A 386-nucleotide genomic window follows, 5' to 3' on the forward strand; every position below is an offset into this window, starting at 1 on the left:
GGCAGGACCTTGTTAACGGTAACGTCGAGATGATTGATGCCGAGTATCGATATCGTAATCAGCATGATCATCAGTGGCATTGGTTACGAATTAAAGGCCGTGCTATTGAGGTAGATCTTAACAATGGAAGACTAATTTATGCTGCAGGGATGTATACCGACATCACTCAACAAAAAACCCTTGAAAGTGAGGTTAATTTATTAGCCCAAGCATTTGAAAATACTTCCGAAGGCATGTTGATATTAGACATGAAAAAGAACATCAAAATCAGCAATGCTGCGGCTAATTTAATTCTAGCGGCTAAAAAGAGTGATTTGGCCGGCACACCTTTTTCCGACTTAGTGTTTGAGACCGTAGAACCTTTTGACATGGACGATGTGTTCGAT

At 40.7% G+C, this 386-nt stretch carries 1 protein-coding gene; it reads left to right on the forward strand.

Features of this window, described 5'->3' with window-relative positions:
• A partial coding sequence (locus AAEZ00_RS20675; protein WP_502959349.1) for a PAS domain-containing protein occupies positions 1-386 on the forward strand: 386 nt, incomplete at both ends.

This window comes from Shewanella sp. S1-49-MNA-CIBAN-0167 (assembly GCF_040310145.1).
GTDB lineage: Bacteria > Pseudomonadota > Gammaproteobacteria > Enterobacterales > Shewanellaceae > Shewanella > Shewanella psychromarinicola.